Here is a 24,088-nt window from a genome sequence, read left to right as displayed (position 1 = left end):
GCATGAGCGAACGTATCTTCTCCCTGGCCAGCCTGACCGTGCTGGAGTTGTCACCGCCCGACATGGTCGAGGTCGCCGCGCGGGCCGGTTACAGCCATGTCGGCTTGCGTCTGGTACCGGCGACCCCTGAGGAGCACCATTTTGCCCTGGTGGCCGACCACGAATTGCGGCGCCAGACCCTGGCGCGTCTGCGCGATACTGGTATTCGGGTGCTGGACGTCGAAATCCTACGGCTCAAGCCGGAAACCGTCGTCGCCGATTTCGAAAGAATCCTCGCGGTGGGTGCCGAGTTCGGCGCCAGTGAGTTGCTGGTGGCCGGAAACGATCCTGACGAACAGCGGCTGACGCAGCATTTTGCCGAGCTCTGTGATCTGGCGGCAGCCTATGGACTGCACCCGCACCTGGAGTTCATGCCTTGGACCGATGCGCGCAATCTTCAACAAGCCACGCGTATCGTGGAAAACGCCGGGCGTGAAAACGGCGCCGTGCTGGTGGACGCCTTCCACTTCGATCGTTCGGGATCGCGGCTGGAAGATCTGGTCAAAGTTGCTCCCTCACGGTTACGGTATGCACAGTTGTGTGACGTCGCAGGACCACGGCCGGCCGATATGGCGGAGATCTTGCGTCAGGCGCGTAACGAACGGCGTTTTCCCGGCGATGGCGATTGTGATCTGCGGGGGTTGTTGGGGAGCTTGCCGGCTGACATTCCGTTGAGTCTGGAGATTCCCACCGTGCAGTTGCTGGAGCAGGGCGTGAGTGGATTGGACCGGGCGCAGATGGCGCTGGATAAAACCCGGGAATTGTTGGCGCAGCTCTAATCGGTGCTGCGCACCTATCGCGGGCAAGCCACGCTCCCACAGGTTCTATGCTGACTGGATGGACGCGTGGTTTGCCCGTGATGCTTTTGATTTCAAGTAAGGAAACCCCATGACCGTCAGCACCCCGCTTTCCGGCGTCAATCAGCCCTTCAAAGGGATCCTGCTGATCGTTGTCGCAACCTTCCTGTTTTCCAGCCACGACGCCTTTTCCAAATACCTCTCCGGTTTCTATCCCATCGTCATGGTGGTCTGGGCGCGCTACGTGGTTCACACCTTGTTGATGGCCGGGATTTTCCTGCCGCAGTCCGGGCTGCGGGTGCTGCGTACCAAACGGCCATTACTGCAGGTGATCCGGGCGCTGTGCCTGTTGGGCACCAGTCTGTTTTTCACCACGGGGCTGATGTACATCCCGTTGGCCGAGGCCACGTCGGTCAACTTCCTGGCTCCGGTATTGGTCACCGCGCTGTCGGTACCGCTGCTTGGCGAGCGGGTGACGCGGGGACAATGGCTGGCGGTGATTTTCGGTTTCAGCGGGGTGCTGATCATCGTTCACCCCGGGGGCGATCTGTTTACCCCGGCGGTGTTGCTGCCGTTCTGCTCGGCGCTGTTTTTCTGCTTCTATCAACTGCTGACGCGCAAGCTCAGCGAGATCGACAGCCCGACCACCAGCAACTTTTTCGCAGGCCTGTGCAACACGCTGGTGATGAGTGCGCTGGTGCCGTTCTTCTGGCAGACGCCGAACCTGGTGCATGGCGCGATGATGCTGGCGCTTGGGGCCTGCGGGATGACGGCTCACCTGTTCCTGACCCAGGCTTTCCGTCTCGCGGCACCGGCACTGCTGGCGCCGTTCAGCTATTGCCAGATCATCTTCGCCGGCCTCTTGGGCTGGCTGCTGTTTTCCCATACACCGACACTGACCACCGTGCTCGGCATTGCCGTGATCTGCTGCAGCGGGTTGGCGGCGGCCTGGCAGCAAAGCCGCCGCTAAGCGGCGGCAAAACGCAGGCAAAAAAAAGCGCAGACCCGAGATCGGGCCTGCGCCGAGGGAACATCAGTCTTCTACTTTCGGAATCTTGCGCGGTGCCATGAAGTACATCCAGGTCAGCGCAATGAAGTACATCGCTGGAATCATGGTGAACAGCACGGTGTAGTTGTTGTTGGTGATGGTCAGGATGTGGCCGACCAGTTGGGTCATGAACATCCCGCCAATCGCCGCACACATGCCGCCGAAGCCGAACACCGTACTCATCATGTGCTTGGGCGTGTAGTCCATCACCAGGCTCCAGATGTTCGCGGTCCAGGCCTGGTGCGCGCCGATGGCCAGGGAGATGGCGGCCACCGCGACCCACAGGTTGCTGGAACCGGCCGCCATGATCACGCCGATGATGCAGCAGGCGAACAGGAACATGGACATCAGTCGCGCCTTGATCGGGTTGACGCCGCGACCGATCAGGAACGAAGAGAGAATGCCGCCGCCAACGCTACCGAAGTCGGCAGTGAGGTAGATGATGATCAGCGGGATACCCATCTGGGTGACGTTGATGCCCAGGTTGTATTGCTGGTTGAGGAACGGCGGCAGCCAATACAGGTAGAACCAGAACACCGGCGCGGTGATCGAGTAGGCGAGGGCGAAGGCCCAAGTACCACGCATGCGCAGGATTTTCGAGAACGGTACGCGGGTTTGTTCCGGTTCGACTTCGTTCTGGATGTAGTCCAGCTCCGACTGTTTGACGCTTGGGTGATCTTCCGGGTTGAAGTACTTCAGGCCCCAGAACAGCAACCAGATCCCGCCCAGTGCCGACATGCACAGGAACGCGGCCTGCCAGCCCCAGACGTGCAGGATCAGCGGCAGCAGCATCGGGGTGAACATCGCACCGACGTTGGTGCCGGCGTTGAAAATGCCGGTGGCCACGGCGCGCTCGCCGGCCGGGAACCACAGGCGCGTGGTTTTCACGCAGGCCGGGTAGTTGGCCGCTTCGGTCAGGCCGAGGATGAATCGGCAAACCATGAAGCCGACCGCCGAAGTGGCCAGGCCGTGGGCGCCGGTTGCCAGGCTCCAGAGCAGTACCGCGCAGAAGAACACACGCTTGACGCCAACCCGGTCGATCAGGCGGCCTTGCAGCACGAAGCCGATGGCGTAACCGACCTGGAACCAGAAGTTGATGTTGGCGTAGTCCATCGCCGTCCAGCTCATTTCCTTGGCCAGGATAGGCTGCATCACGCCCAGGGCGGCGCGGTCGATGTAGTTCAGGGTGGTGGCGAAAAACACCAATGCCAGCATGCCCCAACGGGTTTTGCCGACCGCCATGGCGCCGCGGATTTTGTCGCCGATGCCACCGGCAGTGGTGTTCATGGCCGGAGCCATGCGTGAGCTTTGGGAAGGAATCATGTGTACCACCCGTTTTTTGAATTTGTTATTTGGTGTTTTGGACATCGCGGCCGGTGCTGCGTGTCCGGACTTAATGTGAGGACGATGTTGGGCAGTGGACAAAAAATCGTCAATTCGCCAATCACCATTTTGTTCGATAATCGAACACAAAACTAACTGGGTAGTACACTTTAAATTGCTGTGTAAGTCTGTCGGCCCAATAATTCTCGCAAGACAAACGCTACCCACGTAGGAGCTGCCGAAGGCTGCGATCTTTTCCTCGATCAACATCAAAAGATCGCAGCCTTCGGCAGCTCCTACACAAGCGTGCAACGCCCCTAACAAGATTGCCTCCACCGGGAGCCGAAAACATGCAGCGTTCCATTGCCACCGTATCCTTGAGCGGTACCCTGCCGGAAAAACTCGAAGCCATTGCCGCCGCCGGTTTCGACGGCGTCGAGATTTTCGAGAACGACCTTCTCTACTACGACGGTAGTCCGCGGGAAATTAAACAGATGTGCGCCGATCTCGGGATCGCCATCACCCTGTTTCAACCGTTCCGCGATTTCGAAGGTTGCCGCCGCGATCGCCTGTCGCGCAACCTGGAACGCGCCGAGCGCAAGTTCGACCTGATGCAGGAGCTGGGCACTGACCTGGTGCTGGTGTGCAGCAACGCCTCGGCCGAGTCCATCGGTGATGAGCAGATTCTGGTCGATGACTTGCGACTGCTGGCTGAGCACGCCGGGGCACGTGGCCTGCGCATCGGTTACGAAGCGCTGGCCTGGGGCCGGCATGTGAACACCTGGCAACAGGTGTGGAGCATCGTGCGTCAGGCTGATCACCCAAGCCTCGGCGTGTTGCTGGACAGCTTTCACACCCTGTCGCTCAAGGGCGATCCAAGTGCTATCGCCGAGATTCCCGGCGACAAGATTTTCTTCGTGCAAATGGCTGACGCGCCGATCCTGGCCATGGACGTGCTGGAGTGGAGCCGGCATTTTCGCTGCTTCCCGGGCCAGGGTGAATTCGATTTGCCGGGGTTCCTCGCGCCGATCATCAAGAGCGGCTACACCGGACCGCTGTCGCTGGAAATCTTCAACGACGGTTTCCGCGCCGCACCACCACGGGCCAACGCCGCCGACGGCTTGCGTTCGTTGCTGTACCTGGAAGAGAAAACCCGCGAGCGCCTGGCCCGGGAAGCCAAGCCCGCGGCCAACGCCGGGATTCTGTTCGAAACGCCCAAGGCCAGCGAGTACAACGGCATTGAGTTCCTGGAGTTTGCCGTGGACGAAAGCCTCGGCGCCAAGCTCTCCCATTGGCTGGAGCGACTGGGTTTCGTCAAGGCCGGACAGCATCGTTCCAAGAGCGTTAGCTTGATGCGTCAGGGCGATATCAACCTGATCCTCAACTCCGAGCCTTACTCGTTCGGTCACAGTTTCTTCGAGGCCCACGGCCCTTCGTTGTGCGCCACCGCCGTGCGGGTCAAGGACAGTGCCAGCGCGCTGGCCCGTGCCGTGGCCTACAAGGGCCAGCCCTATCGCGGGCTGGTCGGCCCCAATGAACTGGAACTGGCGGCGGTGCGTGCGCCGGATGGCAGCCTGATCTATCTGGTGGACCAGGATGCCGACGTCTACGGCACAGACTTCAATCTGCTGGCGGATGCGCCGGTCAGTGGTGGCCTCAAGCGCATCGACCACATGGCCATGGCGCTGCCGGCCGACAGCCTCGACAGCTGGGTGCTGTTCTATAAGAGCCTGCTGGATTTCGAGGCCGACGATGAAGTCGTGCTGCCGGATCCTTATGGTCTGGTGAAGAGCCGTGCCTTACGCAGCCGGGACAGTTCGATCCGTCTGCCACTGAACATTTCCGAGAACCGCAACACCGCAATCTCACACGCGCTGTCGAGTTATCGCGGCTCTGGCGTGCATCACATCGCGTTTGATTGTGATGACATCTTTGCCCAGGTCAGCCGTGCAAAAGAGGCAGGCGTGCCGCTGCTGGATATCCCGCTCAACTACTACGATGATCTGGCGGCGCGGTTCGATTTCGACGACGAGTTCCTCAGCGAACTGGCCTACTACAATGTGTTGTACGACCGCGACGCCCAGGGCGGTGAGCTGTTTCATGTGTACACCGAGCCGTTCGAAGGGCGCTTCTTCTTCGAGATCATCCAGCGTAAAAACGGTTATGCCGGCTACGGCGCGGCCAACGTCGCGGTGCGCCTGGCGGCCATGGCCAAATCCCGTAGCGGCGCATTGCGCCAGGCGAAGTTGTAGGTAATTCGTAAACGCGGGATTAAACGTGGGCCGCGCGGCTTCCTTCACCGTGCCGCGCGGCCCATAATCGCCAGCCTGTGCAGTGATGGCCGTGAGCCCGCAATGACAATGACTTCAGAACTCCCCGCAGCCTCCGTAGAACCTGGTGCCGAGCCGCGCAAGAGTCGCAAGAACAACCCGGAAAAGACCCGCGAAAACATCCTGCAGGAGGCGATTGTCGAATTCGTCCAGCAGGGGCTTTCCGGGGCTCGTGTCGATGCCATCGCCGAGCGCATCCACACCTCCAAGCGCATGATCTATTACTACTTCGGCAGTAAGGAGCAGCTCTACGTCGAGGTGCTGGAGAAACTCTACGGCGATATTCGCAACACTGAAAATCGCCTGCACCTGGCAGAACTGGCGCCGGTCGAAGCCATTCGGCGGCTGGTGGAGTTCACCTTCGATCACCATGATTGCAACGTCGATTTCGTGCGCATCGTCAGCATCGAGAACATTCACAACGCCGAGTATGTGAAGCGCTCCGATGCGATCAAGGCGATGAACAACACCATCCTCGACTCACTGGGCGAGATTCTGCGTCGCGGCGCCGAGCAGGGGGTGTTCCGTACCGGTCTTGATCCGCTGGATGTGCATCTGTTGATCAGTTCGTTCTGCTTCTATCGCGTCTCGAACCGCCACACCTTTGGTGAGATTTTTCAGATCGACCTGCCGGACGAACACATCAAGCAGCGTCATCGGGAGATGATTTGCGAGTCGGTGTTGCGTTATTTGCAGGCTTGAAAAGATCGCAGCCTTCGGCAGCTCCTACGTCAATCGCATTGATCTGTAGGAGCTGCCGAAGGCTGCGATCTTTTGATTTTCAGTCATTCATGCTCTGGAAATGCTCAAGCATCCGCTGGGCATCCGGCACCACGCCGCTGAACAACTCGAACGCCTTCACTGCCTGAAACACCGCCATGTTGCCGCCGTCCAGCGTCCGGCAACCAAGGGCGCGGGCGTTGCGCAGCAGTTCGGTTTCCAGCGGGAAGTAGACGATCTCCGCTACCCACAGTTCGGCTCGCAGCAACTCTACCGGCACTGGCATGCCCGGCAGCTTTTTCATGCCCATCGGCGTGGTGTTCACCAGGCCATCAGCCTGGGCCATGGCGTTGGCCAGGTCATACCCGGCCACCGCTCGAGCGACGCCGAAATGCTGATTGAGATTGTCAGCCAGATCCTGGGCGCGGCGGATGTCCACGTCAAAAATGCTCAGTTGTTGTACGCCTTCGATCAACAACGCGTGGGCCACCGCCGCACCTGCGCCGCCGGCGCCCATCTGTACGACACGTTCAACGGCAACGCCTTTCAAACCCCGGCGAAAACCCTCGGCAAAGCCCAGGCAGTCGGTGTTGTGGCCGATGCGTTTGCCATCCTTGAGCACCACTGTGTTGACCGCACCGATGCCGCGGGCCTCCGGCGAGAGTTCGTCGAGCAGCGGGATGATCGCCTGCTTGCATGGAAAGGTGATGTTCAGCCCGGTGTAGTTCATGCGCTCGGCAGCCATCAACAGGTCGGGCAGGGCGTTGCTGTCGAGCTTCAACTGATCAAGATCAATCAGGCGATAGAGGTAGCGCAGCCCTTGGGCATCGCCTTCATGCTCGTGCATGGCTGGTGTGCGAGAAGCCTGGATGCCGGCGCCAATCAGCCCGGCGAGTATCACGTGGTTCTGAGTCACGGCGATCACCCCTTCAAACGATGACTGAAGTGTTCCAGCGCCAGGCGATAGCCATGACTGCCAAAACCGGCCATCACCGCCGTTGCAATGGCGGATACGAACGAGTGGTGGCGGAAGGGCTCGCGGGCGTGCACGTTGGACAGGTGGACTTCGATCACCGGCAGTTCGCTGGCGACCAGGGCGTCGCGGATGGCGACCGAGGTGTGGGTCCACGCGGCAGGATTGATGATGATGCCGGCACAGCGACCGCGGGCGGCGTGAATCCAGTCGAGCAATTCGCCTTCATGGTTGGTCTGGCGAAACTCCACTGCCAGGCCGAACTCTTCGGCGCTACGTGCGCACAGGGCCGAAACGTCTGCCAGGGTTTCGTGGCCGTAAGTCGCCGGTTCACGGGTGCCGAGCAGGTTCAGGTTCGGGCCGTTGAGCACCAGAACGATAGGGGACATCGCAATCTCTCCACTTATTATTTTTGGAATCGGCCGAGAATTTCGGCCTGTGGAGATAAATTGTACTAACTAGTTAATTTGGTCAATTGGAGTGAGGGCACGCGGGCGGGTTGTGGGCGGTGATCGGACACTTTCGCTGTTCAGCGCGGCAAATGCTCCACCAGAAAATCAATGAACGCCCTCAAGCGCAGCGGTACATGGCGACTTTGCGGGTACAGCAAGGTAAACGGCCGCGAACGCCCGCCATAGGGCTTGAGTACCTCCACCAGCGAGCCGTCGGCCAGTTCCTTTTCCACGATAAAACGATAGGTCTGAAACAACCCCGCCCCGTGTTTGGCCAAGGTGACGCCACCCAATACATCGTCAGAGCAACTGAGGCTGCCCTCGGCCAGAATCTCCCGGGGCACGCCCTCATCGTTGAACAACCAGGCAATGCGCCGACCGCTGCTGGGCAATTCGTATTGAATGCACTCGTGGTGTTCGAGGTCGTCGAGGGTTTGTGGAGTGCCGGCCCGTTTCAGGTAATCAGGGCTGGCGATCATCACCAGGGCGGCATCTTCCAGCTGTCGGGCAATCAGGCCGGAATCCGGGATGGCTCGCACGCGAATTGCCATGTCGTAGCCTTCGCCGACGAAATCGATGTTGCGATTGCTGATGTGCGATTCGACCTTCACCGCCGGATAACGCGCCCGAAATTCGGGCAGCAAAGGCAGGATTCGATGATGCGCGTAGGTGGTCGGAATACTGATGCGCAAGGTACCGGACGGCACTTGTTGCTGGCCCATCACCTCGCGCTGGGCCTCGATCAGTTGCGCCAGGGCCAGGCGGCACTCCTCGTAATAGCGGCGGCCACTGTCGGTCAGCTTCACGCTGCGGGTGGTGCGCGCGAACAGGCGCACGCCCAGGCGTTCCTCCATGCGCGACACCGAACGGCTCACGGCCGCTGGGGTGACACCCGCCACCAGCGCCGCGGCAGTAAAACTGCCGGCCTCGGCGGCCAGGCAAAACAGCTCAATGCTGCCCAACTGAAGATCGTCGAATTGTCGCTGCATGATTGATTACACCGGGGATCAGATGAAGGGGCTTGATCAGTATTTATCAGGTGCCAGCGCCGTAATGAAAGGATTTCTTACCATTGCGCGCGGTGTTCCGCAGGGCTGGGTAACGGCAGGACACTAGTCTGAGGACGGAAGAAGTGATTCGACGGCCATTGCCAACGGTCGGATTTTCCAGAGAATGTCGAATCCTCGGATTCATTAACCTAACGGATGGGTTAGCATGAAGGTATGCAATTACAAAGGACTGTCGGTAGTGATCATGTTGCGAGACGAGCATTGTCCGCCTCATGCGCATGTGGAGGCCGGTACGTGGAGTGCGAGATTCAGGTTCTGCTTTTGGCACAACGGTGTCGAGCTCTGGGATGTAGTTCCGCTTTCGCGTCGGCCACCGTTGGCGGTGCTTGAGGGATTGCGCCAATCGCTCCAGCAACCTGCCCATTTGCGGCGCGCCCGGGGCATCTGGTGGCGAAAGTTACAAACGGCCTGTCTTGATAATCAATTGTGGGACTGGCAAAGCAACGAAGTCGTTGTGGTGAAAAGGGTTGTCAGTACCACCAACATGATTGGATCGGCTTGCTACGAACCCGAATCGAACAAGACGTTGCTGTCCCTGATAGGCACACAGGAAGGTGTGGAGATCGAGTTATGAAAACGATAAAAGCCAAGGTTCAGGCCGATAATCCCGTAACGGAAAGTAGCCTGGACAAAGCCATTGAACGTGGCGAATTACGTAGAAAAAATAGCCTGCAGGCGACAGCGGTTACCTACCAGCCCCCCTGCCTGGCTGTCAGCTTCGAAGACGGCAGCGGCGTATTGTTGCCCGTGGCCAACTATCCGGAGTTCGATGATTTTGAGGGCGGGGACTTCGCCAGTCTGACTGTCGGCTATGCGGGTACTGCCCTATGCCATGAAGGCAAGGACCTGCATGTATCCATCGCCGGGATGATTTCTGCGAGCAAGTCGCTGATGGCCATGGCGGCCTCGGTCGTCGCTTCGCGCAATGGTCGTCAGAGCAGCGCAGCAAAGTCTGAAGCCGCGCGGGCCAACGGCAGGAAAGGCGGGCGCCCGCGCAAGGTCGATGTTGTCTTGTAAACGCCCACAAAAAAGCCGTCGTGAAGACGGCTTTTTTGTGCCTGGCAGGCGCCATCAACGCCGGGTCAGCATCACCCCGGATTCCATGTGATGGGTCCACGGGAACTGGTCGAACATTGCGCATCGGGAGATGCGGTGGGTGTCGTGCAGTTGGGCGATGTTGGCCGCCAGGGTCTCCGGGTTGCAGGAGATGTACAGGATGTTGTCGAAGCGCCGGGTCAGCTCGCAGGTGTCCGGGTCCATGCCGGCACGGGGCGGGTCAACGAACACGCTACCGAACTCGTAGCTTTTGAGGTCGATGCCATGCAGGCGCCGGAACGGGCGCACTTCATTCAGGGCTTCGGTCAGCTCTTCAGCGGACAAACGCACCAGGGTGACGTTATCCACAGCGTTTTCGCTGAGATTGCTCAGCGCCGCGTTGACCGAGGTCTTGCTGATTTCGGTGGCCAGCACCTTGCGCACGCGGGTGGCGAGGGGCAGGGTGAAGTTGCCGTTGCCGCAATACAGCTCCAGCAAATCGTCGCTGCGATCGCCAAGCGCGTCGTATGCCCAGTTGAGCATCTTCTGGTTCACCGTGCCGTTGGGCTGGGTGAATGCGCCTTCGGGCTGGCGATAGCTGAAGGTGCGGCTGCCGACTTCCAGCTTCTCGACCACGTAATCGTGACCGATGACTTCGCGTTTGCCCTTGGAGCGGCCGATGATGCTGACGTTCAAGTCGGCCGCGAGTTTCGACGCCGCCGCATGCCAGTGCTCGTCCAGCGGGCGGTGATAGCACAGGGTGATCATCGCGTCGCCGGCCAGAGTGGTCAGGAACTCCACCTGGAACAGCTTGTGGCTCAGGGGCGCACTGGCTTGCCAGGCTGCCTTCAGCTGCGGCATCAACTGATTGATGCGCAGGCTGGCAATCGGGAACTCTTCGATCAGGATCGGCGTGCGTTTGTCTTCCTGGGAAAACATCGCGTAGTGACGCTCGCCGGCTTCACGCCACAGGCGGAACTCGGCGCGCAGGCGAAAGTTTTTCAGCGGCGAATCGAATACGGCTGGCTCCGGTGCATCGAACGGGGCCAGCAGGTCACGCAAGCGCGTGACCTTTTCTTCGAGCTGAACGGCGTAGGCCTGGGAATCAAAAGTCATGCGTTGAACCAACCCAGCTTGATCACGAACAGAATCGACAGGATCACCAGCGCCGGGTTCAGCTCACGGCCGCGACCGGACATCAGCTTGATGGCGGTCCAGGAAATGAAACCGAAGGCGATGCCATTGGCGATGGAGTAAGTGAACGGCATTGCCAGCGCGGTGATCACCACCGGCGCGGCGACGGTAATGTCGTCCCAGTCTATTTCGGCCAGGCCGGATGTCATCAGCACGGCGACGAACAGCAGTGCCGGTGCGGTGGCGAAGGCCGGAACGCTGGCGGCCAGTGGCGAGAAGAACAGTGCCAGCAGGAACAGGATCGCCACCACGACGGCGGTCAGGCCGGTGCGGCCGCCGGCACTCACGCCCGCGGCGGATTCGATGTAGCTGGTGGTGGTCGAGGTGCCCAGCAGGGAACCGGCCATGGCCGCGGTGCTGTCAGCGATCAGCGCGCGGCCCATTTTCGGCATATGGCCGTCCTTGCCCATCAGGCCGGCGCGCTTGGCTACACCGATCAGGGTGCCGGAGTTGTCGAACAGATCGACGAACAGGAAGGCGAAGATCACGCTGACCAGACCTATGTCCAGCGCACCCTTGATGTCCAGTTGCAGGAAGGTCGGGGCCAGGGACGGTGGCATCGACATCACGCCGCCGAACGGGGTGAAGCCCATCACGATGGAAATGATGGTCACCACCAGAATGCCGATCAGCACCGCGCCGCGCACGGCAAGGGCTTCGAGGGCGACGATCAGGGCAAAACCGAGGGTAGCGAGGATCGGAGCCGGTTGTTTCAGGTCACCGAGGCCGACCATGGTCGCCGGGTTGCTGACCACGATGCCGGCGTTGTGCAGGGCGATCAACGCCAGGAACAGACCGATACCGGCGGCAATCGCCGAGCGCAGCGGCAGCGGGATGCTGTTGATGATCCATTCACGGATGCGGAAGATCGACAGCAGGAAGAAGCACACCGCCGAGATGAACACCGCACCCAGCGCCACTTGCCAGGTGTGACCCATGTGCAGGACCACGGTGTAGGTGAAGAAGGCGTTAAGGCCCATGCCCGGTGCGAGGGCGATCGGGTAGTTGGCGATCAGGCCCATGGTTGTCGAGCCGATGGCGGCGGCCAGGCAGGTGGCGACGAACACCGCGCCCTTGTCCATGCCGGTCTCGCCGAGGATGCTCGGGTTGACGAACAGGATGTAGGCCATGGCCAAAAAGGTCGTGACGCCCGCCAGAATCTCGGTCCGCACGTTTGTGTTGTGTGCCTTGAGTTGAAACAGCCTTTCCAGCATGTCTGCTCCCCGTGGCGCGCCGGGCGCCGTGAATGTATCGACCTCAACAGCAAAGCACAGGCAGCAGAACGCGCCTGGAAATTACTGTGGGCCGGAAAAAGCCGCGCATCATACCAGTAGCTTGGGAATATGGCTGCTTTGGCGGTGATCGTCGTCGATGTTTTGCGACAAGGCCAAGTGCGCCATACTGCGCGCTGGTTTTTTTGGGGGGATGGGTCCTGCATGAAAAAGTGTCTGGTTGCCGCCTCCGGTGCATGGATGGCATTGATTCTTGGGGTCCAAATGGCCGTGGCGGCCTCGGCGCCACCGCTGACGCAATTGAAAGTGCTCAAGGTCGCGTCGCCGTCCTGTGGTGTCGAGAACATCGACGAAGGGCAAACCCGGACGCGCTGCGATCACAATGGCCCGAACATCATGGTGTACGTGCTGGAAGTGGGTTACGGGCGTGAGGCCCATGTCGCCCTCGACGGTTTCGACGTGAACGGCACACGGACAGCGGTTTGCGCGTTCAAGAACGGCAACCTGACCAGTTGCACCGCCGGGGAAAAAACCGTCGGCTATTTGTATGCCCTCGATCTGGCGGGCAAGCAGGAAGGCACGCTGACCTTCAGCGATACCTCGATCAACGCGCCCGGAAACACGATGTCGACGCAGCTTTACATCAAGTAACCACAGGTCTCGAACACGGGGCGGGAAAGCTGACTACGCTTAAATGATCATTCCGTGGACAGCACCTGATGACCTTTAGAGCCTTGATTGCCCTCGCCGAGGGCACCGACGACCTGCAAACCGTGACCCTGATCGACGTACTGCGCCGTGCCAAGATAGAAGTGGTGGTGGCCAGTATCGAAGGGCGGCGCATGCTCACCTGCGCCCGGGGCACTCGCCTGACGTCCGATGCGATGCTGGTGGATTTGCTGGCACAACCCTTCGACCTGATTGCCTTACCCGGTGGTGCGGTGGGTTCGCAGCACCTGGCAGCACACCAGCCCCTGCAGCAATTAATCAAGGATCAGGCGGCGGCCGGTCGCCTGTTCGCCGGCATCGCCGAAGCGCCCGCCGTGGCACTGCAGGCCTTTGGCGTATTGCGTCAACGGCGCATGACCTGCCTGCCCACAGCCAGCCATCAACTGTCCGGTTGTACCTTTGTCGATCAACCGGTGGTGGTCGACGGCAATTGCATCACGGCCCAGGGCTCGGCTGCCGCATTGGCATTTGCCCTGGCGCTGGTAGAGCAACTCTGCGGTAAAGCCATACGTACGGCGGTGGAGGGGGAGTTGCTCGTTTAGAGAGCGTCAGACTTTCGCCTCTTCCTTCTCTTCATCTTTAGCCACGTGCATGCGATCGCGGCTCGCCAGAGTCGGGAACAGTTTGACCCACACCCCGGTCACCACCAGCGTACCGATCCCGCCCATGACCACCGCTGGCACAGTGCCGAACCAGTGGGCGGTCAGGCCCGATTCGAATTCGCCCAACTGGTTCGAGGCACCGATGAACAGACCATTGACGGCGCTGACCCGGCCACGCATTTCGTCCGGGGTTTCCAGTTGAACGAACGAGGCGCGGATCACCATGCTGATCATGTCTGCCGCGCCCAGCACCACCAACACCGCCAGGGAAAACCAGAACGAGGTCGACAGGCCGAAGGCGATGGTTGCCACGCCGAAGATGCCTACGGCAGTGAACATCACCCGCCCGACGTTGCGTTCCACGGCAAACCGCGCCAGGAACAGCGACATCAGCAGCGCGCCCACCGCCGGTGCCGAGCGCAGCAGGCCCAGCCCCCACGGGCCGGTCAGCAGAATGTCCTTGGCGAACACCGGCAGCAGCGCCGTGGCGCCACCTAATAGCACCGCAAACAGATCGAGGGAGATCGCCCCGAGAATGTCCGGACGACTGCGGATGAAGCGAATACCCGCCAGCAGCGAATCCAGAGTGGCCTTGCCCTTGTTGAGCGGGGTTTGCCGGGCCGGCAGGTTGAGCATCAGCGAACAGGCGATGACATACAGCAGCACCGTCGGGCCATACACCCAGACGCTGCCGAAGGCGTAGAGCAAGCCGCCGAGGGCAGGGGCGACGATGGTGGCCGATTGCTGAGCCGATTGCGCGGCGGCGACCGCGCGGGGAAACAGCGCGCTGGGCACGATACTGGGCAGCAGGGCCTGGGTGGTGGGCATTTCAAAGGAGCGAGCCGCACCGAGCAGGAAGGCCAGGATAAAGATCATTTCCCGGGTGACATGGTCGGTGGCGCTGCCGATGGCCAGCGACAGGGCGATCAATGCCTGCAAGGACTGGCAGATCGCCGCGACCTTGCGCCTGTCATAGCGGTCGGCGACGTGCCCGGTGTGCAGCATGAACAGTACGCGCGGGGCGAACTCGACCAGGCCGACCAGACCCAGGTCGAGCACGTTGCCGGTCAATTGGTACAGGTTCCAGCCGATGGCTACGGTGAGCATCTGGAAGCCGCTGGCGGTAAATACCCGGGCCAGCCAGAACGCGAGAAAAGGGCGATGGTGACGTAACAGCAAGGGCTCTTGGCTGGGCATCTGCGGGGAAGTCTGGGGAGAGGGGAACGGCGAGATTATCACCAACCTGTAACAAAAAGTTGCCGTGACAAAAAATTAGTTAGCCAGACATCGATTTTCTCCAGGTTCCCACAGGGAATGTGTTGCTGTCGATGACAAAAGCCGTGAGGCAACTTGTCACGCGGCAAAAGACCACGCGGTTCATCCCCGAAATTGGGACTACTCTTTCAACGTTGATTGATCCAGGTCAAGACCCACAAAAGGAATTGATCCGGCGGCCGCAAGGCCAGACTCCCTGCGTTGTGATGCGTGCAAAAAGAAGAACAAACAGAGATTCGCCACACTCCATATCCGTGGGGGCCGTGGGTGCAGGCTTCCAGCCAGCAGCCGTACTACCTGACAGAGGAAGACTTATGTTCGGTTTAGAGGCACTTGATCTCGCCCGAATTCAGTTCGCGTTCACCATCTCGTTCCACATCCTGTTTCCGGCCATCACCATCGGCCTGGCGAGTTACCTGGCGGTACTCGAAGGCCTGTGGCTGAAAACCCATAACGACACCTACCGTGACCTCTACCATTTCTGGTCGAAGATCTTTGCCGTCAACTTCGGCATGGGAGTGGTTTCCGGCCTGGTAATGGCCTATCAGTTCGGCACCAACTGGAGCCGCTTCTCGGATTTCGCCGGTTCCGTGACCGGGCCGTTGCTGACCTATGAAGTACTCACGGCATTCTTCCTCGAGGCCGGGTTCCTGGGCGTCATGCTGTTTGGCTGGAACAAGGTCGGGCGTGGCCTGCACTTCTTCGCCACCGTGATGGTGGCCATCGGTACGTTGATCTCCACGTTCTGGATTCTCGCGTCCAACAGCTGGATGCAGACCCCACAGGGCTTCGAAATCGTCAACGGTCAGGTCATCCCCACCGACTGGCTGGCGATTATCTTCAACCCTTCGTTCCCGTATCGCCTGATGCACATGGCCACGGCAGCCTTCGTCGCCACGGCATTCTTCGTCGGTTCTTCCGCGGCCTGGCATTTGCTGCGCGGCAAGGACAACCCGGCGATCCGCAAAATGCTCTCGATGGCCATGTGGATGGCATTGATCGTTGCGCCGATCCAGGCGGTCATCGGTGATTTCCACGGTCTCAATACGCTCAAGCATCAGCCGGCGAAAATCGCCGCGATCGAGGGGCATTGGGAAAACAAGGGCAACGAGGCGACGCCGTTGATCCTGTTCGGCTGGCCGGACATGAAGGAGGAAAAAACCAGATTCGCCGTCGAGATCCCGTACCTGGGCAGCCTGATCCTCACGCACTCCCTGGACAAACAGGTGCCGGCGCTCAAGGAGTTCCCGCCTGAAGACCGGCCGAATTCGACCATCGTGTTCTGGTCGTTCCGGATCATGGTAGGCCTGGGCATGCTGATGATCTTCACCGGTTTGTGGAGCCTGTGGCTGCGCAAGCGCGACACCCTCTATACCTCGCGGCCGTTCCTGTACCTGGCATTGTGGATGGGGCCGTCCGGCCTGATCGCGATCCTCGCCGGCTGGTTCACCACGGAAATCGGCCGTCAGCCATGGGTGGTCTATGGCCTGATGCGTACGGCGGATGCGTCGTCCAACCATAGCTTCATGCAGATGAGCATCACCCTGATCCTGTTCGTCGTGGTTTATTTCGCGCTGTTTGGCGCCGGTCTTGGCTACATGATGCGCCTGGTGCGCAAGGGGCCGAAGATCGACGAAGGCAAGGAAACCAACGACGGTGGCCCCGGCCAGAAACGCACACCGGCCCGTCCGCTGTCGGCCGCCGACGACGATCACGCCGATGCCGGCCAAAGCCTGACCAAGGAGATTTGAATCATGGGTATTGATCTTCCGCTGATCTGGGCCGTGATCATCATCTTCGGCATCATGATGTACGTGGTCATGGACGGTTTCGACCTGGGTATCGGCATTCTCTTCCCGTTCATTCCGGGCAAGACCGATCGCGATGTGATGATGAACACCGTCGCCCCGGTCTGGGACGGCAACGAGACCTGGCTGGTGTTGGGGGGCGCGGCGTTGTTCGGCGCGTTTCCTCTGGCCTACTCAGTGGTGCTCTCGGCGTTGTACCTGCCGCTGATCCTGATGTTGATCGGGTTGATCTTCCGCGGCGTGGCCTTCGAGTTCCGCTTCAAGGCCGGGGACGACAAGCGTCACCTGTGGGACAAGGCGTTCATCGGTGGTTCGGTCACCGCGACGTTCTTCCAGGGCGTTGCGCTTGGCGCGTTCATCGATGGGCTGCCGGTGGTCAACCGGCAGTTCGCCGGTGGTTCACTGGACTGGCTGACCCCATTCACGATGTTCTGTGGTGCGGCGCTGGTGGTGGCGTATGCCTTGCTCGGATGTACCTGGCTGATCATGAAGACCGAAGGCAAATTGCAGGAACAGATGCATGACCTGGCACGACCATTGGCCTTCGTGCTGCTGGCGGTGATCGGCATCGTCAGTATCTGGACTCCGTTGGCCCACACGGATATCGCCGCTCGCTGGTTCACCATGCCGAATCTGTTCTGGTTCATGCCGGTGCCAATCCTGGTGCTGGTGACAATGTACGGCCTGATCCGCGCCGTGGCCCGCAACGCGCACTACACGCCGTTCCTGCTGACCCTGGTGCTGATCTTCCTCGGTTACAGCGGGCTGGGCATCAGCCTGTGGCCGAACATCATCCCGCCTTCGATCTCGATCTGGGACGCCGCCGCGCCGCCGCAAAGCCAGGGCTTCATGCTGGTGGGCACGCTGTTCATCATCCCGTTCATCCTGGGCTACACCTTCTGGAGCTATTACGTGTTCCGCGGCAAGGTCACCCATGAAGACGGCTATCACTAGTCTGCTGCACAACGAACCTGTGGGAGCGAGCTTACTCCGGGCGGCGTTCCGACGATGGCGTCGGATGCGACGCCATCAATCTTGAAGAGGATTGACGTTATGGCTGCAAAACATTCCCTGCACGACATTGAAGAAGCCGAAAAAAAGCCGCTGTGGCAGCGGCTCGGCTGGTTGGCCCTTATCTGGGTCGGCAGCGTGGGCGCCTTGTTCATCGTCGCCAGCCTGATGCGTATGTTCATGAACGCAGCCGGCCTGACCACGCACTGACATCTCTCCCGTGGCCTAAGGGCACGGATTTACGACCCTCCGACCGGAGGGTTTTTTTTGCCTGTTACTTGCGTGCCTTGAGGATCACGAATTTCGGGTTGGCCGCCACTTGCTCGACCCCCCGGAACAATCGCGCCAGCTTGCTGTGGTAGCCCAGGTGACGATTGCCGACGATGTACAGCGCGCCGCCCACGACCAGCGCTTCGCGGGCCTGCTGGAACATCCGCCACGCCAGGAAGTCGCCCACCACCTGTTGCTGGTGAAACGGTGGATTGCACAGTACGACGTCGAGCGATTGCGGTTCCTGGTCGGCCAGGCCATCGCCGGCGCGCACGATCACTTCCCGTTCACCCAAGGCTGCGCGCCAGTTCTCGGACGCCGATTGCACCGCCATGAATGACTCGTCCACCAGCGTGTAGTGGGCCTCGGGGTTTTGCAGGGCGCTGGCGATGGCCAGGACGCCGTTACCGCAACCGAGATCGGCGACTTGCGCCGAGCCGAGGTTTTTCGGCAGGTGTGGCAAAAATGCCCGGGTGCCGATGTCCAGGCCTTCGCGGCAAAACACATTGGCGTGGTTGAGCAGTTCGATAGCCGGTTCATCGAGTCTGTATCGCGTTGGGTAAGGCGACACTGCTGGCGTTTTGTCCTGAGCCGTGGCAATCAATAACCGCGCCTTCTTCACCGCCAACGAGGCTTGCACGGGGCCGATGTAACGCTCCAGCAAGTCGCCCGCCGCCCGGGGCAGATGCTTGATCATGGCTGCGGCGACCACTTGGGCGCCGGGTGCCAGTTGGCCTTGCAGGCGAATCAGTTGTTCTTCCAGCAGGGCCAGGGTTTTCGGTACACGGATCAGAACGCAGTCGAACGGCCCGGCAATGGCTTCGCTGGCGGGTATGCTCGGCACCGCATCAAAGGCCAGGCCGTTGCGCACCAGGTTCTTTTCCAGACCCTGCGTGGCCAGGAACGAATCACCGCTGCTGACCACTCGCACCTTGCCCGCCAGGCTGGCCGCCAGCGCGCCGAAACTGTCATTGAGCACCAATACCCGGGTGTCCGACGCCGGCTGCTGTTCGGCCAGGTGATTGAGCAGGTATTCATCGGCCGCATCGAAAGCTTGCAGCGGTTCGTTCTGCTGTTCGGGCTGGCGGATCAGGTCGAGGCTGGCGAAGGGTGTTTCGAGCAAAGGCATGGGGCGGGGCTCTGGGTAATCTACGGATGTCCCGCTGCCCGAAGGCGTTGGAGCGGGCGGAGCCGTCCGAGTGAACTGCGTCGTGACGGTCTACACGCCATCACTCAGGAAGGACCGCAAATGGTACGTTTTTTTTGCCTGGATTACCCGCAGGTTTTCTCGCGGGCGGGCGCTTTCAGATGGCTCCGGACCGGGCCGCGGCGATGACTGCCGCAATCTTGTTATTGACGCCGAACTTCTCGATAGCCCTGTGCACATGAAAATTGACGGTGCGTTCACTCAAACTGAGAATCCTGGCAATTTCATAGGCCGTCTTGCCATCGGCTGAGAGTTTCAATACTTCGAGTTCCCTCCGTGACAAGGGGGGAGCCTGGGGGCGAGCCGGTTTTTCCGGGTGCATTGCGAGCGCCAGTGCGTGCAAATGGCGGCTGATGAATACCGAGAATCCAAGATGCTCGTACAGCTCATAGGCTGAAATCGGGCAGTGGCTTCTGGCCAGGCTGAGAATACTGCGCAGGCCGGTTTCCTCATCGTGGATCCCCTGGGACCAGCCATGCTGCAAACCTTGTTGCTGCAGCAACTGCCATAGCCATGGCGTCCTGGAAAAAAGCTCTTCGCTCCAGAGAACGGGCAGCGTTGAGTGATTGCAATGCGCTATTACCGGGTCTATTTGCGTGACGTTGTTTTTTTCATATTGAACGTTCCACTCATGGGGAAAATTGTTCAGGTTCACCGTACTGGCGTCGGCTCCGACTGAGTTAGAAGTAACTGAAAATCCACAAAATTTATATCCAAGGTTTCTAACGAAGTTGAGCGCGATTCGATAGGCCGTATTGATCTCTTGCGTGTGCGCCAAATGATTGAGCTGTGACTCCTTCCAAATCTCCATAGTATTTTCTCCATGTGCGTATTGTCCGTTGGCAGTATTGGATCCGAAATGCGGCACGTCACGGAGTGTAGGACAGTTCTTACAGAAATGGTCCGACAATTTTGCTCTTTTGACTGTTGGAAAAGTGTGTTGAAGGTTCTTAGACAATGGAGGCGTTATAAGATGTCGTGTGGCATTTTGTAATCATTGATGTATGTTGCATTTGGTAAACAGTCTTTGGTATGGATTAATGTCACTACAAATTGTCGGTGGTTACGCCGCTTTCTTTGCGGGACACTGGGGCATCTTCGATTGGAGCCTTCCATGTCCGTCAGTGAAGAAAAATTTACCCGTCAGACCTTGCTTGAGGTTCATCCCCTGACCCAGAGCCTGTTTACCTTGCGTGCCACCCGGGACGCAGGGTTTCGGTTTCGGGCGGGGCAGTTTGCCCGATTGGGTGTCACCAAGGCTGACGGCAGCACGGTATGGCGCGCCTACTCCATGGTGTCCTCGCCCTATGACGAGTTCCTCGAGTTCTTTTCAATTGTCGTACCGGGCGGTGAGTTCACCAGCGAGCTCAGCCGCCTGGGGGTTGGCGATGCATTGCTGGTCGACCGCCAGGCGTTCGGTTACCTGACGCTGGACCGTTTTGTCGATGGGCGCGATCTGTGGCTGTTATCCACAGGCACGGGCATCGCGCCGTTCCTGTCGATACTCCAGGACTTCGAAGTCTGGGAGCGATTCGAGCGGATCATCCTGGTCTACAGCGTTCGCGAAGCCCGGGAACTGGCTTATCAGGAGCTGATCGCCGGGCTGGCCCAGCGTGATTATCTGGCAGAGTACGCACACAAACTGCAATTCATCACCACGGTCACTCGTGAGCAGCATCCCGGTTCATTGAACGGGCGGATCACTACGCTGATTGAAAACGGCGAACTGGAGCGCGCGGCGGGTGTTGCGCTGACCCCTGAGCATTCTCGGGTCATGTTGTGTGGCAACCCGCAGATGATCGATGACACGCGCAAGCTGCTTAAACAGCGGGACATGCACTTGAGCCTCAGCCGGCGCCCCGGCCAGGTGGCGGTAGAAAATTTCTGGTAAAAAAAACGGCGCCTCGAAGGCGCCGTACTTTTTTGCCAATGCTGTCAAGGCCGGTTGTTCTGGGCCTTGAGCAAGTCGCGGATCTCGCCCAGCAACTCTTCTTCCTTGGTTGGAACCGGCGGCAGGCTAGGGGCCACGGCCTCTTCGCGCTTCAGGCGGTTGATGGCCTTGACGCCCATGAAGATCGCGAAGGCGACAATGACAAAGTCGATGATGGTCTGGAAGAATTTGCCATAAGCCAGCACCACCGCCGGAGTCGCGCCGTCCGCTGCCTTGAGCGTTACGACCAGATCAGTGAAGTCCACGCCACCGATCAGCATCCCGATTGGCGGCATGATCAGGTCACCGACAAACGAGGTAACGATCTTGCCGAAGGCCGCACCGATAATGATGCCGACGGCCATGTCGACCACGTTGCCTTTGACCGCGAAGGCCTTGAACTCATTTAGCACGCCCATAGGTTATTTCCTTGTTACAGATGAGATTGATGAGCGCAGTGTAAATCAGCAAATCGCATTCTGCTCGAATCAACTGCCTGCCGTGCTTGCAGCAATCGACGGCGGGTGATGTTGAAAAACGCACCGATTGATCTCAACTGTGGGGTGGCCAGGCCTTTTGCGGTGTTTTGCATACGACGTTTTTCAGCGATATGGCTTCTATGTGTGAGCGAGCCAGGGTCAAGGGACTATCCCTGGATCGGGACGTTAAGTTTATCGGGTAGTTAGAAGTCGGCGGGCGGAATGTGGACTGTTTGGTTAGTTTTGGGGTTGGCAAGTTGCGTATTTTTCTTGGTTAATAACCGCGCATTATGTAAGTGTATTTGAGGTTGTGTTTTAAATGTGTAAATGAATAAGGTTTGTATAGGTTTTCAAGTTGCGCAATAGAGCTTGTCTCTAGAGTTTGTTGGTTATATTGAACAAAAAACTTATACAAGGCTTGTAAGTGAGTGTGTATCAATCTGTCTGAGTTTAATGGGGCTGTTTGAAGTCACCAAAAGGGTTGCGAAGTATCCGGCCGCACTCGCGCGCTTCAGCTGAGCTATCATCGCGTTTTTTTCCGGGAGTTCCGATGGCCAAGGCCAAGCGCATGTACGGCTGCACCGAGTGCGGCTCAACCTTCCCCAAATGGGCCGGCCAGTGCGGTGAGTGCGGAGCCTGGAACACGCTCACCGAAACCATGGTGGAAAGCGGCGGGGCAGCCGCCCCCAGCGGTCGTACCGGGTGGACCGGCCAGCAGGCGCAGATCAAGACCCTGGCCGAAGTCAGTGTCGAAGAAATTCCGCGCTTCTCCACCGCTTCCAGCGAGCTCGACCGGGTTCTGGGTGGCGGTCTGGTGGATGGCTCGGTGGTGCTGATCGGTGGCGACCCCGGCATCGGCAAGTCGACCATTCTGTTGCAAACCTTGTGCAACCTCGCCAAGAGCATGCCGGCGCTGTACGTCACCGGCGAAGAATCCCAGCAGCAAGTGGCCATGCGTGCGCGGCGCCTGGGGTTGCCCCAGGATCAACTGCGGGTCATGACCGAAACCTGCATCGAAACCATCATTGCCACGGCTCGTCAGGAAAAGCCCAAGGTGATGGTGATCGATTCGATCCAGACGATCTTTACCGAGCAACTGCAATCGGCACCGGGGGGCGTATCCCAGGTGCGTGAAAGCGCGGCGTTGCTGGTGCGTTACGCCAAACAGAGCGGCACAGCGATTTTCCTGGTGGGCCACGTCACCAAGGAAGGCGCGCTGGCTGGCCCTCGGGTTCTGGAACACATGGTCGACACCGTGCTGTATTTCGAAGGCGAGTCCGACGGGCGCCTACGTTTGTTGCGGGCAGTGAAGAACCGTTTCGGTGCGGTCAATGAACTGGGTGTGTTCGGCATGACCGACAAGGGCCTGAAAGAAGTCTCCAACCCCTCGGCGATTTTTCTGACCCGTGCCCAGGAAGAAGTCCCGGGTAGCGTGGTGATGGCAACTTGGGAAGGCACGCGGCCGATGCTGGTGGAGGTTCAGGCGCTGGTGGACGACAGCCACCTGGCCAACCCCCGTCGGGTCACGCTGGGGCTGGATCAGAACCGGCTGGCAATGTTGCTGGCGGTGCTGCACCGCCACGGTGGCATTCCGACCCACGACCAGGACGTGTTTCTCAACGTGGTCGGCGGAGTCAAGGTGCTGGAAACGGCGTCCGACCTGGCGTTGATGGCGGCGGTGATGTCCAGCTTGCGCAACCGGCCGTTGCCCCACGATCTGCTGGTATTCGGTGAGGTCGGGCTTTCCGGTGAGGTGCGTCCGGTGCCGAGTGGTCAGGAGCGCTTGAAGGAAGCTGCCAAGCACGGGTTCAAGCGGGCCATCGTGCCCAAGGGCAATGCGCCGAAGGAGGCGCCGGCTGGGTTGCAGATTATTGCTGTTACGCGTCTGGAGCAGGCGTTGGATGCATTGTTCGAATAACTTGCAGGTTGAATACAAACCCTGTGGGAGCGAGCTTGCTCGCGATAGCATTGATTCAGACAATCTCTTTATTGACTGAACGGCCGCCATCGCGAGCAAGCTCGCTCCCACAAAGATTTTCGGTGATGGCTAGATCTCGATCAGCGCACCTAGTTCTCGCTCCAGTTCCTGCGGATCAGCGAGATTGAGCTCGATCAATCGCCGCAGGCGTTCGATGGACTCCAGACTGATGTGCAGGCAGACAAAGCCGAGTTGGCCATGGTCGTCGTGGGCCAGTTGCACATCCATGGTGATGTCGGCCTCTTCGCTCAGATGAATGTCCACCAGGAAATCCTGCTGTGGATTGCCCAGCCAGGGATCGGGTCGCTCGATCAGCAAGCCCTTGAGCGACAGGTCGATCAACTTCACCGGCCACGTTGACTCACCCTGGCTCAGCTCGGTTCGGGCATCGAACGCAATACGTTTGAAGCGGCGACGTTCGGCAGGGTGCTCGCTCATGGCGCGATCCTCGGAAATGTACGCTGACTATAGACCCGCATGATCAGAGGCTGCCAGCGCGTGCAGGTGTCTAGACCAATGTCGGGGTATGGTCTTTGCCGTCAGGAGCGCTAAACTCGGGGTGGCTGTCTTTCTTGTCCACTCTGGC

24 protein-coding genes are annotated in these 24,088 nt (G+C 59.6%); 13 read left to right on the top strand and 11 right to left on the bottom strand.

What is annotated here, in order from left to right:
- Positions 1-2: 2 nt before the first annotated feature.
- Positions 3-818 (top strand): sugar phosphate isomerase/epimerase family protein, encoded by an 816-nt coding sequence (locus AB4O40_RS13705; RefSeq protein ID WP_056728770.1) that lies wholly within the window; start codon positions 3-5, stop codon positions 816-818.
- 109 nt (positions 819-927) lie between these two features.
- Positions 928-1,806: a DMT family transporter gene (locus tag AB4O40_RS13700; RefSeq protein WP_008052441.1), complete on the top strand. Its 879-nt coding sequence runs from the start codon at positions 928-930 to the stop codon at positions 1,804-1,806.
- 63 nt (positions 1,807-1,869) lie between these two features.
- Here AB4O40_RS13700 and AB4O40_RS13695 read toward each other — a convergent pair whose 3' ends face one another.
- Entirely contained in the window at positions 1,870-3,207 is a 1,338-nt protein-coding gene (locus AB4O40_RS13695; protein ID WP_056728768.1) for an MFS transporter, read from the bottom strand.
- A 350-nt stretch (positions 3,208-3,557) separates the two neighbouring features.
- On the opposite strand from AB4O40_RS13695, the gene quiC reads away from it, so the two are divergent.
- Together quiC and AB4O40_RS13685 are read left to right on the top strand one after the other, a co-directional pair.
- Complete coding sequence (gene quiC / locus AB4O40_RS13690; protein WP_460054159.1) at positions 3,558-5,459, top strand: 3-dehydroshikimate dehydratase QuiC; 1,902 nt, start codon at positions 3,558-3,560, stop codon at positions 5,457-5,459.
- Between the two features lie 102 nt (positions 5,460-5,561).
- Positions 5,562-6,239: a TetR family transcriptional regulator gene (locus tag AB4O40_RS13685; RefSeq protein WP_460054162.1), complete on the top strand. Its 678-nt coding sequence runs from the start codon at positions 5,562-5,564 to the stop codon at positions 6,237-6,239.
- A 79-nt stretch (positions 6,240-6,318) separates the two neighbouring features.
- Here AB4O40_RS13685 and AB4O40_RS13680 read toward each other — a convergent pair whose 3' ends face one another.
- From AB4O40_RS13680 to AB4O40_RS13670, 3 genes are all read right to left on the bottom strand, one after another.
- Positions 6,319-7,173, bottom strand: coding sequence for a shikimate dehydrogenase (locus tag AB4O40_RS13680; protein WP_460054164.1), 855 nt, complete (start codon positions 7,171-7,173; stop codon positions 6,319-6,321).
- Positions 7,174-7,178: 5 nt separating this feature from the next.
- Complete coding sequence (gene aroQ / locus AB4O40_RS13675; protein WP_056728761.1) at positions 7,179-7,619, bottom strand: type II 3-dehydroquinate dehydratase; 441 nt, start codon at positions 7,617-7,619, stop codon at positions 7,179-7,181.
- Positions 7,620-7,759: 140 nt separating this feature from the next.
- Entirely contained in the window at positions 7,760-8,671 is a 912-nt protein-coding gene (locus tag AB4O40_RS13670) for a LysR family transcriptional regulator (RefSeq protein WP_460054168.1), read from the bottom strand.
- Positions 8,672-8,897: 226 nt separating this feature from the next.
- Here AB4O40_RS13670 and AB4O40_RS13665 point away from each other — a divergent pair, with 226 nt between their 5' ends.
- Positions 8,898-9,326 carry a hypothetical protein gene (locus AB4O40_RS13665; protein ID WP_046041741.1) on the top strand — a complete coding sequence of 143 codons (429 nt, stop codon included), beginning with the start codon at positions 8,898-8,900 and terminating at the stop codon, positions 9,324-9,326.
- Complete coding sequence (locus tag AB4O40_RS13660) at positions 9,323-9,769, top strand: DUF2442 domain-containing protein (RefSeq protein WP_046041742.1); 447 nt, start codon at positions 9,323-9,325, stop codon at positions 9,767-9,769. The genes AB4O40_RS13665 and AB4O40_RS13660 overlap by 4 nt, the downstream gene beginning before the upstream one ends.
- Before the next feature lie 54 nt (positions 9,770-9,823).
- Here the strand turns inward: AB4O40_RS13660 and trmA are convergent, their stop codons facing one another.
- Together trmA and AB4O40_RS13650 are read right to left on the bottom strand one after the other, a co-directional pair.
- Positions 9,824-10,903 carry a tRNA (uridine(54)-C5)-methyltransferase TrmA gene (gene trmA / locus AB4O40_RS13655; RefSeq protein ID WP_460054171.1) on the bottom strand — a complete coding sequence of 360 codons (1,080 nt, stop codon included), beginning with the start codon at positions 10,901-10,903 and terminating at the stop codon, positions 9,824-9,826.
- On the bottom strand, positions 10,900-12,195 hold the full coding sequence (locus tag AB4O40_RS13650; protein ID WP_056728755.1) for an NCS2 family permease: 1,296 nt from the start codon (positions 12,193-12,195) through the stop codon (positions 10,900-10,902). The genes trmA and AB4O40_RS13650 overlap by 4 nt, the downstream gene beginning before the upstream one ends.
- Before the next feature lie 222 nt (positions 12,196-12,417).
- Here AB4O40_RS13650 and AB4O40_RS13645 point away from each other — a divergent pair, with 222 nt between their 5' ends.
- Positions 12,418-12,864: a DUF4879 domain-containing protein gene (locus tag AB4O40_RS13645; protein ID WP_056728990.1), complete on the top strand. Its 447-nt coding sequence runs from the start codon at positions 12,418-12,420 to the stop codon at positions 12,862-12,864.
- 68 nt (positions 12,865-12,932) lie between these two features.
- Positions 12,933-13,484, top strand: coding sequence for a DJ-1 family glyoxalase III (locus AB4O40_RS13640; RefSeq protein WP_056728754.1), 552 nt, complete (start codon positions 12,933-12,935; stop codon positions 13,482-13,484).
- Between the two features lie 6 nt (positions 13,485-13,490).
- Here the strand turns inward: AB4O40_RS13640 and AB4O40_RS13635 are convergent, their stop codons facing one another.
- Complete coding sequence (locus AB4O40_RS13635; protein WP_008050777.1) at positions 13,491-14,741, bottom strand: MFS transporter; 1,251 nt, start codon at positions 14,739-14,741, stop codon at positions 13,491-13,493.
- A gap of 392 nt (positions 14,742-15,133) precedes the next feature.
- On the opposite strand from AB4O40_RS13635, the gene AB4O40_RS13630 reads away from it, so the two are divergent.
- The 3 genes from AB4O40_RS13630 to AB4O40_RS13620 all read left to right on the top strand — a co-directional run bounded on the left by AB4O40_RS13630 (position 15,134) and on the right by AB4O40_RS13620 (position 17,848).
- Complete coding sequence (locus tag AB4O40_RS13630) at positions 15,134-16,570, top strand: cytochrome ubiquinol oxidase subunit I (protein WP_460054175.1); 1,437 nt, start codon at positions 15,134-15,136, stop codon at positions 16,568-16,570.
- Between the two features lie 3 nt (positions 16,571-16,573).
- The gene (gene cydB, locus AB4O40_RS13625; RefSeq protein ID WP_460054177.1) at positions 16,574-17,581 is read left to right on the top strand and encodes a cytochrome d ubiquinol oxidase subunit II; all 1,008 of its coding nucleotides are present in this window, start codon (positions 16,574-16,576) and stop codon (positions 17,579-17,581) included.
- Positions 17,582-17,680: 99 nt separating this feature from the next.
- Positions 17,681-17,848, top strand: coding sequence for a DUF2474 domain-containing protein (locus AB4O40_RS13620; protein ID WP_082563037.1), 168 nt, complete (start codon positions 17,681-17,683; stop codon positions 17,846-17,848).
- A 64-nt stretch (positions 17,849-17,912) separates the two neighbouring features.
- Here AB4O40_RS13620 and AB4O40_RS13615 read toward each other — a convergent pair whose 3' ends face one another.
- Both AB4O40_RS13615 and AB4O40_RS13610 read right to left on the bottom strand, forming a co-directional pair.
- On the bottom strand, positions 17,913-19,037 hold the full coding sequence (locus AB4O40_RS13615; protein ID WP_460054180.1) for a methyltransferase: 1,125 nt from the start codon (positions 19,035-19,037) through the stop codon (positions 17,913-17,915).
- 175 nt (positions 19,038-19,212) lie between these two features.
- Positions 19,213-19,926, bottom strand: coding sequence for a helix-turn-helix transcriptional regulator (locus AB4O40_RS13610; protein ID WP_056728747.1), 714 nt, complete (start codon positions 19,924-19,926; stop codon positions 19,213-19,215).
- Positions 19,927-20,229: 303 nt separating this feature from the next.
- On the opposite strand from AB4O40_RS13610, the gene AB4O40_RS13605 reads away from it, so the two are divergent.
- A complete protein-coding gene (locus tag AB4O40_RS13605) occupies positions 20,230-21,006 on the top strand; it encodes a ferredoxin--NADP reductase (RefSeq protein ID WP_056728745.1) in 777 nt (258 codons plus the stop codon).
- 44 nt (positions 21,007-21,050) lie between these two features.
- Here AB4O40_RS13605 and mscL read toward each other — a convergent pair whose 3' ends face one another.
- Positions 21,051-21,464: a large-conductance mechanosensitive channel protein MscL gene (gene mscL, locus AB4O40_RS13600; RefSeq protein ID WP_056728743.1), complete on the bottom strand. Its 414-nt coding sequence runs from the start codon at positions 21,462-21,464 to the stop codon at positions 21,051-21,053.
- A gap of 610 nt (positions 21,465-22,074) precedes the next feature.
- Here mscL and radA point away from each other — a divergent pair.
- The gene (gene radA, locus AB4O40_RS13595) at positions 22,075-23,442 is read left to right on the top strand and encodes a DNA repair protein RadA (protein ID WP_223541998.1); all 1,368 of its coding nucleotides are present in this window, start codon (positions 22,075-22,077) and stop codon (positions 23,440-23,442) included.
- 129 nt (positions 23,443-23,571) lie between these two features.
- Here radA and AB4O40_RS13590 read toward each other — a convergent pair whose 3' ends face one another.
- A complete protein-coding gene (locus AB4O40_RS13590; protein ID WP_046041754.1) occupies positions 23,572-23,940 on the bottom strand; it encodes a PilZ domain-containing protein in 369 nt (122 codons plus the stop codon).
- Between the last annotated feature and the right edge of the window lie 148 nt (positions 23,941-24,088).

The organism is Pseudomonas sp. S2_F07 (assembly GCF_054668325.1).
This window is presented reverse-complemented; position numbering and strand designations above follow the sequence as displayed.